Below are 815 nucleotides of genomic sequence, written 5' to 3' on the forward strand. Positions count from 1 at the left end.
GAGTTTAATGACGATGATCCTGAGCGCTTGGCGGAACGGGTACAGGCGTTCACTGACCATTTGAGCCAAGACGCTACCGTCGAGCGCTTAGGCTACACCCTGGCCGAAGGCCGCCCGCAGATTCAAAAAGTTTACGCTATGCGTAAACGCTCAGTGGGCTTACTGGGCAATGTGCAGGGTGAAAAGCGCCCGATTGCCTTTGTGGAAGACACCGCTGTACCACCGGAGCATCTGGCTGACTTTATTACTGAGTTCCGCGCCGCGCTGGATGCCCGAAAGCTCTCCTACGGGATGTTTGGTCATGTCGATGCGGGGGTGCTGCACGTGCGCCCGGCACTGGATATGAAAGATCCCCAACAGGAAAAACTGATTCGTGAGATTTCCGATGAAGTGGCAACCCTAACCCAGAAGTACGGTGGGCTGTTGTGGGGCGAACACGGCAAAGGCGTGCGCTCGGAGTACGGCCCCAAGTTCTTTGGTGAGCTGTACCCTAGCCTGCAACGGGTAAAAGCCGCCTTTGATCCGCATAATCAGTTGAACCCAGGCAAAATAGCGTCGCCCGCCGAAAATCATGACCTGATCGCCAAAGACAGCGACCCTGAACTGTTAACGGTCGATGGCGTCGCCATGCGCGGCCAATTGGATCGCACCATCGACGAGCGTGCCTGGCAAGCCTATGACGCGGCGGTCTACTGCAACGGCAACGGCGCCTGCTACAACTACGACGTTGATGACCCCATGTGCCCCTCCTGGAAGGCCACCCGCGACCGAGTGCACTCGCCCAAGGGCCGTGCCAGCTTAATCCGCGAGTGGCT

The 815-nt window shown here is 58.0% G+C and carries 1 protein-coding gene; it reads left to right on the forward strand.

Annotated elements, in window-relative coordinates; genetic code table 11:
• On the forward strand, nt 1-815 hold an 815-nt coding region (locus CPA45_RS22520; RefSeq protein WP_208858588.1), incomplete at both ends, for an FAD-linked oxidase C-terminal domain-containing protein.

Source organism: Vreelandella nigrificans (assembly GCF_002374315.1).
Lineage (GTDB): Bacteria > Pseudomonadota > Gammaproteobacteria > Pseudomonadales > Halomonadaceae > Vreelandella > Vreelandella nigrificans.